The organism is Flavobacterium sp. UBA4854 (assembly GCF_002399805.1).
Taxonomy (GTDB): domain Bacteria; phylum Bacteroidota; class Bacteroidia; order Flavobacteriales; family Flavobacteriaceae; genus Flavobacterium; species Flavobacterium ginsengisoli.
Genome location: NZ_DHEI01000002.1, coordinates 27,527 through 35,709, shown reverse-complemented (window position 1 = coordinate 35,709; position 8,183 = coordinate 27,527). Strand labels below are relative to the sequence as shown.

The following is an 8,183-nucleotide window of genomic DNA, read 5'->3' as shown; positions in this document are numbered from 1 at the left end:
GTCGCCAAATCTACAATTTCAAATTCTGGATCATGTGTTATAAATTCTCTAATCAATGCAGCATGACCAGCACCTACTAAAACCATTATTTTATTATCTGTGCTTTCCGTTAATTTCTGAATTAAAGAATACATATATAAGTTTCTTTTGTACCAATTTGAAACTAAAGACGCTCCTGTAAAATCATCTGGATTTCCAGCTCTATTTGCTACTTCCAAATACCATTGTATATTTTTATTTTCGGTTTCTTTTTTATTGTAATGTAGCATGAGTTCTTGTAACGAGCTTTTTGTTATTCTTTCATTATGATCTTTTTCATTCCTTTTTTTCCACTCGTTATTTCTTTTCAATAAATCCTGTTGGTTTGCTTTTTCCATTGACATCAGTAAACTGTCATATGGAAAAGAAGTGTAGAGATTCATTCCGTATAATTTTTTATGATTCAGTTTTTTAGCTGTGCGTAGTGCCAGTTGTGTTATCTCGTTTTTGTTAGTTTTAAAAAGACTGTCGGTGTTTTTATTGTAAAACTTATCTAAATCGGATTGTTCGTTAAATTCCCATTCTACAAATATTTTATCGGGACCAAATTTTTTGATTTTGTCACTCATTATTTCGAGTTCCTTTTGGCTCTTCTCAGACAAGATATCAAAACTGTTTAGTTGAGCAACATCAAGGCCAGGATTGGCGTAATGAAATGTTCCAACCAATAAAATCTGTTTTTTCTTAGTTTGAGCAGAAGTTAAGTTTAATGTAATAATTGTTAGTAATAAAATGATTTTGTGCATGACGTTTTGTTTTTAAATTCATGACAAATGTATTCTGTCTTTTGCCCTCTAGTTTTTGTTTTTGATGAACATAGGATTTCATTTTATAAACACATGAAATTAGCAGTGTAATAATTTCGTGTAACGTTTTTGATAGTTCATCCCTAAAAACGCATGTTTTAAATAAATCTAATTTTCTATTTATGGCTTAATTGTATTTTTGAGCTAATTATCAAAAAACTATGAAATCAAGAATCCCTTTTTACTATCACATTGTTTTTTTCTTTTTATTATTTCTAACGTACATTTTCTGGGATATTGGACTTAATGATAAAAAAGTAGAAATTGTAATCAAAGGAATATGTTATGGAATTACGCCAACTCATTTGTTAGCAATATTTTGTATTTATATTCTCAACTTTTACTATTTCTGCGAATGGTTTTTAAACAAGAAGAAATTACTTTTTTACATCCTGACAATTCCAGTTTCGCTATTGCTTTTTGCGGCTGTTCGTTATTTTTTGCAAGAAGTCGTTATGTATAATATTACCGGAATGCACAATTATTATGAAGAAGCTAGAGAAATAGGTTATTACATAAAAGATAATTTTTTCTTTGGATTGCCGGCTGTTTTTTTAAGTGCTTTGACATTTTTATTTTGGCAATTTCAAACCGCTCAGCATCAAAATCAAGAATTGCTTTTAGAGAATAAAAAAGCTGAATTTCAAATGCTGAAAGCGCAAGTTAGTCCGCATTTTTTATTCAATACATTGAATTCCTTTTACAGTCAATTGGTTTTGAAAGAAGATGAAATGGCCAATGATATTTTGGTTCTTTCTGATTTACTTCGATATGTTATTACAGAAACAGATAAAGATGAAGCGATACTTTCAAAAGAAATTCAGTTTATTCAAAACTACATTCATTTACAGAAAAAACGATTTGAAGATCTGTTATATTTAGATTTTTCTATTGAGGGAGAATATTCAAATGAAAGAATTCTTTCGTCAGCTTTAATTCACTTTGTAGAGAATGTTTTTAAACACGGAAAACTGAATAATGAAAATGAAAAAGCTGTTATTCTAATCAAAATAAAAGAGGATTTTTTAGAGATTTCAACTTTCAATTATAATGTGAATGGAGAGAATTATTCGTCAACTGGAATTGGTTATGAAAATCTGACCAAAAGATTAGAATATATGTACAAGAATCAATTTATTCTTGAAAAAACAGAAGAAAATAATACCTTTAAAACTTACTTAAAAATACCGCTAAAGAAATAATTTATGGCTTTTAAATGCATTATTGTAGATGATGAACCGCCTGCAACGCGAATATTGGAAAATTACATCGGAAAAGTAAATTTTCTAGAGAAAGTTGGCGTCTTTAATGATTCGTTAAAAGCATTAGAATTTCTAAACTCGCAATCTGTCGATGTGATTTTTCTAGATATTCAAATGCCTCAATTGACAGGATTGCAGCTTTCTAGAATTATTTCGAAAAATATTAAAGTCATTTTTACGACAGCTTATCCCGATTTTGCTTTAGAAGGTTTTGAGCTGAATGCAGTTGATTATTTATTAAAACCAATTGCGTTTGAACGATTTTATCAAGCCGTTTCTAAACTAAATTCTGAATCCAAAATAGAACTTTCGAGTACAAGTAATAGTAGTGCGCCAGATTTTTTATTTATAAAAACAGATGGAAAAAATAAATTTCAGAAAGTTTTTTTGAATGATGTTTTATACGTAGAAAGTTTACAGAATTATGTTTGCATTCATACAGTAAAGCAGCAGATTATTACACATTCGTCATTAAAAAATGTTGTTGAATCATTGCCAGAAAAGGATTTTATTCAAATACATAAATCGTATGTTGTTTCTTTAAAACATATCGAATCGACAGATAATTTTTCTGTTTTCGTAAACGGAAAAGAGTTGCCAATTGGGGCAACATATAAAGATGCTTTTTTCGATGAAATTGATCAAAATAAAATATAAATCGATTTATTCGGTTTTTACTACTTCGAGACTTAGTTCTGCTTCTTCAAGTTTAAAAACCGCATTATTTTTTTCAATTTTTGGAGTTATTCCCATTATTGAATAATGATCTTTAGCTGTGCCGATTCTAATTAAATTTTTTTTCTCTTCAAAACCCCATTTTTGATTTTGCAACATTTGCACAAACATTGGAGTAAGTGGCGTTTTCTGTTTTGGAATGAAATTAAAATTTTGATTTTTTTGGAATGAAAATATTGAATTTGTAAAGGTTTGAGAGAGTTGAGTCATTTCTTTACTATTCGATTTTACTATTACATTTTTTACTTTCCAGTTTCCAACTATTTGGTCTTTGATGGATGTTTGACCTTTTGCATTTAGAAATAAAAAGAAAGTGATGCTTAAAAGTAAATATTTCATGATAGATTGATCTTTGTTTAATTTGCATTAAAAATATAAAAAAATCCATTCTTTAAAGAATGGATTTTTATGTTGTAAAGATATATTAAAAAGACATCTTTAATTTTATTTGTTGGCGTTTACAAAAGCGCTAAGATTTTTTCTTATTGCCGTTTTTGAATACCACTTTTTCTACAACAGATGGTTTTCCGTTTCCTTTTGGGAATGATTTCTTTTTAGGTTTTCCAGCTGATGAACCTGATTTTGATGAACTTTGATCGCCTCTGTATTTTTCTGAATCTTTTGGAGCAGCTTTAAATTCTGGTCTTTCTTTAGAAGTTTCCTTTTTTGGAATTTCAGCTTTATGCTTTGCTAAAACATCATTCGGATTTTTAGGATTTTCTTTAGTGCCTCTTAAATGAATTACTAATCCGTTTAAGAAGTTTCTCAAAACCTGATCGCCGCATTCCATATAGTTTGGATGATCTTCTGCTCTAAAAAAAGCGCCCAATTCTGACTTTGAAATTCTAAAATCTACTAATTCTAAAATTTCAATTATTTGGTCATCACGGAGCATCAAAGCCACGCGAAGTTTTTTAAGTATATCGTTATTTGTCATTGTTTATTTTTTGCAAAGGTACGGTTTAAAAACATTCGGACTATTTATTTTTTTTTTTTTGCCACGAATTGCACGAATTTATATTAATTTTTATTTGCCACAGATTAAAAAGATTTTAATGATTTTTTTAGCAATTTATAAATCCTCATAATCTTTTTAATCTGTAGCAAAAAGCATAAAAATTAATTCGTGGAAATTAGCGTAATTCGTGGTGAACTTTTTTATTTATAATTTATAACCTGAATTAATTTATCTAAATCTTCCTTTAAATGATTTGCTGTAATAACAATTCGATTTAATGGTTCGGCTTCTTTAGTGTATCTGAAACTAGCAATAATGATTTTTTCTCGTTTTAGTTTTTCTACTAATTCATTGGACAATAAATATATCAATGGATAGTTTTTGTCAAATTTTATATCATTTGGTTGAACTAAAATCGAATCAATATAATTTAGATTCTCCTTTAATTTTTGATGTTGCTTTTTATAAATTTCCGAAGCATCAGAAAGTGTTTGCACAAAAGCAGGATTCATTCCCGCAGCGCTTGTAAAAGTTTCGATTTCTTTTATTTCTTTGATGAAATTAGAATCTGAAGCAATTACACCGCCTGTTAATCCGAAAGCTTTTCCTAGAGACGAAACCAATATTTTTCTTTTAATCGGAAGATCAATTGAAGAATAAATTCCAGAACCATTTTCGCCAATAATTCCCAACGAATGAGATTCATCAATGACCAATGTAATTTCCTTTTGATTTGAAATCTCATTTAAGAAAGATAAATCAATTGGTCTGGTTTGAAATGATGGAACTCCATCTGTTAAAATCGTTATTTTTTCTGGTTTGGAATCTAATAAATTAGTATTCAATTTTTCATTTATAAATACAGGAAGACTGTTTTCAATCTGAATAGCGGAATGAATTTCATTTAAATGATAAAAACAATCCGTTTGCTTTTTCAGTTTTTCTAAAACCAGTTTTCCGGCTAGCATTCCCGAAGAAACTGTAACAGTGCTTTCTGAGCCAATGTGAGATGCTAAAAACCTTTCGCCCGCATCATAAGCGGTTAATTGAATATTTGCAGTCCTAGAACTTCCATAAGTTGTTCCCCATTTTAAAATGTTCTGAACGACTAAATCTTGAAATTTTTGGTTTGTTGGAAGACCTAAATAAGCTGTTCCTCCAAAATACAAATATTGCGTTTGGTCAATTTCAATGATTCTATCTGGAAATTTTTCGACTATCATTTTACAGTAATGTTACTCCCGTTCCGTTAAGATTGGAGTAATTAATAATTCCGTCTTCAATTGTTACGCCAGTCGCAATATCCTCAGCCAAAAGCAATGCGCCATCCATATCTACATAATCCAATTGCGGAAGCAAATGCGCAATTGCAGAAATCCCGACAGTAGATTCGGTCATGCAGCCAACCATAGTTCTTAAGCCTAATTTTTTAGCTTCTTCAATCATACGTTTTCCAGGAGTTAAACCGCCACATTTTACCAGTTTTACATTCACTCCATGAAAATGATTGAAACATTTTGCTACATCTTCTTCAATAATACAGCTTTCGTCAGCAATTACCGGAAGTACAGAATGTTTGAATACTTCTTTATGTCCTTCCCAATTATCAGCTTTCATGGGCTGTTCTAAGAATTCAACACCTAATTTTTTTAGTTCTACAGCATTATTTATAGTTTCTTCAACTGTCCATCCGCAGTTGGCATCAATTCTAAAAATAGCGTTTGTATGTTTTCTAAGTTCTTTTACAATCGCAATATCTTCCTTTGTACCTAGTTTGATTTTATAAATTGGCCAAGGCAGTTCTTGCATTTTAAAAACCATTTTTTCAATTGTGTCAATTCCGATCGTGTAATCGGTTAACGGATTATGATCGGTTTTGTAGTTCCATAATTCGTATAGTTTTTTGCCTTTTTTACGAGCATACAAATCATTATACGCCAAATCTAAAGCGCATAAAGCAAACATATCTTCTTTTAAATACGGATGAATTTTTGACCAAAATGCCTCTGGCGTTTCGTTTTCGGTATTTTCAATAATCGATCTTATTTTTTCCAAATCGGAAATCATCATCGGAACCGTAATATGATAATACGGATTTGAGGTAGCTTCTCCAAAACCAGAAAAACCATCGCTTTGCAATTCTACAATTAATGATGGCTGTACGTCAATAGATTCTCTCGAAATAGTGAAAGTGTGTTTTAGTTTGAGATTGTATTCTCTTAAAATAAGTTTCATTTTTATAGGAGTATTTTTTTATTTTTATTTAATAGCCCAGCCAAAGTAGCGCTTCAACAAAATGATCTCGCCACAGTTTTTCGTTATGTTCTCCACCTTTTACAATTTTAGTTTTATCAAGATGAAGACAATAACAGCGTTTAGAATCTAGTAAACGTTTCATTTTGGTTAAATCTTTTACCATATCGTCACTTTCTTTATCGCCGCACAAAAAATAGATTTTAGTCTTGATTTTAGACTGTTTTTCTGTAAAAGCATAAATATCGTTAGAAAACCAAAATGAGGGAGAAAAAACGCCTGCCTTGCCAAAAACATCAGGATATTTTAAAGCGCCATAATACGAAACCAATCCGCCAAGTGAACTTCCAAAAAGAATAGTGTTTTTAGCTTTTGTTTTGGTTCTATAATTTTTGTCGATATGTGGTTTTAATGTTTTTACAATAAAATCTAAATAATTATCGGCATTTCCTCCGCCATATTTTTCATTTTTGAACGGAGTAAGTTCGTCGATTCGTTTTTCGTTTCCATGCTCAATTGCTACTACAATTACAGGAGCTTTTAAACTATCTAACTTTTCATCTATATTCCATTCTCCCGCAAAAGAAGTTTTGGCATCAAACAGATTCTGAGCATCGTGCATGTAAACAACACTGTATTTTTTTTGAATGTCTTTGGAGTAATTTTCAGGAAGATAAATCCAGATCTTCTTTGTGGTATTCAGTTGAGGAGCTTCAATTGTAAAAGTAGAAATATTTTTTGAAACGGTGCTTTGAGCTTTTCCAATAAAAGTAAATAGAAGTAAAACTGCCAAGAAAATCCTCTTCATTATCTGTGTTTTGTATTTTTATTTAAAAGCAATATTTTAGCTAAAAATAAGAAATTGATGAATACAGAAGCAGAAAAAAGAAGTTTACTTTTAGAAATGATTATGTTCGCCACTGTAGACGGACATTTACACAAACGTGAGCTTGAATTTTTAAGACTTGTAGCTTTAGAATTGAATATTAGTGAAGAAGAATTTCAAGATTTATTTCATCAAGAACACAAAACTATTCCGATAAAATCTGAATTACAACGTATTAATCAGTTTTACAGATTGGCTTTATTAATGCATATCGACGGCGTTTTGCACGAAAAAGAATTTAAAGCTATTCAGCAGATTGCATTAGAAATGGGTTTAAACCTTTCAGCAGTAAAACGTGTTTTGGAAATGATGAAAAAATCTCCCAATACAGTAATTAATCCAATTGTATTGTTGGAGATTTTTCAGGAACAGCATAATTAAGGCAACTGTTCCTGTAGTTTTTTAATTTCGTCACGAAGTTTAGCTGCTTGCAAGAAATCTAATTCTTTTGCAGCTTTCTCCATTGTTTTACGTTTTTCGCGAATCATTTTCTCCAATTCAGCTTTAGAAAGATAAGCCGTTTCTGGCTCAGCAGCCACAGGGATCGGATGTCCTAACTCATATTCAACCAATGGATTTTTGGTAAACGCACTTTCGATTTTTTTATTTAAAGCCTGTGGAGTTATATTGTTTTCTACGTTGAAATTAATCTGTTTGGTTCTTCTATAATTGGTTTCGTCAATTGTTCGCTGCATACTTGCCGTAATTTTATCAGCATACATAATCGCTTTACCATTTAAGTTTCTCGCCGCACGACCAATAGTTTGTGTTAAAGATCTATGGTTACGCAAGAAACCTTCTTTGTCGGCATCTAAAATCGCTACAAGAGAAACCTCTGGTAAATCTAGACCTTCACGAAGTAAGTTTACACCAATTAAAACATCAAAAATACCTTTTCGCAAATCTTGCATGATTTCGATACGCTCTAAAGTATCTACCTCAGAATGTATATAACGGCATCGAATGTTGACTTTTGTTAAGTATTTGGCCAATTCTTCGGCCATTCTTTTAGTTAAAGTCGTAACGAGAACCCTTTCGTCTAATTCGCAGCGAATCTGAATTTCTTCAATCAAATCATCAATCTGATTTAAACTTGGGCGAACTTCAATTTCAGGATCTAATAATCCAGTCGGACGAATAATCTGCTCGACATAAATACCATCCGATTTTTGCAATTCATAATCAGCGGGAGTTGCAGAAACGTAAATTACTTGATTTTGCAACGCTTCAAATTCTTCAAATTT

Annotated in this window: 10 protein-coding genes; 3 read left to right on the top strand and 7 right to left on the bottom strand. The window is 30.8% G+C overall.

Annotated features, from left to right (window positions below):
- On the bottom strand, positions 1-785 hold a 785-nt coding region (locus tag B3J44_RS00290; protein ID WP_286964815.1), incomplete at its 3' end, for a DUF5694 domain-containing protein.
- A gap of 221 nt (positions 786-1,006) precedes the next feature.
- On the opposite strand from B3J44_RS00290, the gene B3J44_RS00285 reads away from it, so the two are divergent.
- Entirely contained in the window at positions 1,007-2,047 is a 1,041-nt protein-coding gene (locus tag B3J44_RS00285) for a sensor histidine kinase (RefSeq protein WP_286964814.1), read from the top strand.
- 3 nt (positions 2,048-2,050) lie between these two features.
- Positions 2,051-2,764 carry a LytR/AlgR family response regulator transcription factor gene (locus B3J44_RS00280; RefSeq protein ID WP_198856812.1) on the top strand — a complete coding sequence of 238 codons (714 nt, stop codon included), beginning with the start codon at positions 2,051-2,053 and terminating at the stop codon, positions 2,762-2,764.
- A gap of 6 nt (positions 2,765-2,770) precedes the next feature.
- On the opposite strand, the gene B3J44_RS00275 is transcribed toward B3J44_RS00280, so the two are convergent.
- From B3J44_RS00275 to B3J44_RS00255, 5 genes are all read right to left on the bottom strand, one after another.
- Positions 2,771-3,181, bottom strand: coding sequence for a hypothetical protein (locus B3J44_RS00275; protein WP_286964810.1), 411 nt, complete (start codon positions 3,179-3,181; stop codon positions 2,771-2,773).
- Between the two features lie 130 nt (positions 3,182-3,311).
- Positions 3,312-3,779, bottom strand: a complete 468-nt coding sequence (locus B3J44_RS00270; RefSeq protein ID WP_198856814.1) for a DUF1456 family protein — start codon at positions 3,777-3,779, stop codon at positions 3,312-3,314.
- A gap of 221 nt (positions 3,780-4,000) precedes the next feature.
- Complete coding sequence (locus tag B3J44_RS00265) at positions 4,001-5,023, bottom strand: aminotransferase class I/II-fold pyridoxal phosphate-dependent enzyme (RefSeq protein ID WP_286964806.1); 1,023 nt, start codon at positions 5,021-5,023, stop codon at positions 4,001-4,003.
- Between the two features lies 1 nt (position 5,024).
- Complete coding sequence (locus B3J44_RS00260) at positions 5,025-6,035, bottom strand: dipeptide epimerase (protein ID WP_286964804.1); 1,011 nt, start codon at positions 6,033-6,035, stop codon at positions 5,025-5,027.
- Between the two features lie 28 nt (positions 6,036-6,063).
- Positions 6,064-6,861: an alpha/beta hydrolase gene (locus B3J44_RS00255; protein WP_286964801.1), complete on the bottom strand. Its 798-nt coding sequence runs from the start codon at positions 6,859-6,861 to the stop codon at positions 6,064-6,066.
- A 57-nt stretch (positions 6,862-6,918) separates the two neighbouring features.
- Between B3J44_RS00255 and B3J44_RS00250 the strand changes: the two genes are divergently transcribed.
- Positions 6,919-7,320 (top strand): TerB family tellurite resistance protein, encoded by a 402-nt coding sequence (locus B3J44_RS00250; RefSeq protein ID WP_286964798.1) that lies wholly within the window; start codon positions 6,919-6,921, stop codon positions 7,318-7,320.
- Here the strand turns inward: B3J44_RS00250 and B3J44_RS00245 are convergent.
- Positions 7,317-8,183, bottom strand: an 867-nt coding sequence (locus B3J44_RS00245) for a helicase-related protein (protein WP_286964796.1), incomplete at its 5' end; no start/stop codon positions are given. The genes B3J44_RS00250 and B3J44_RS00245 overlap by 4 nt on opposite strands.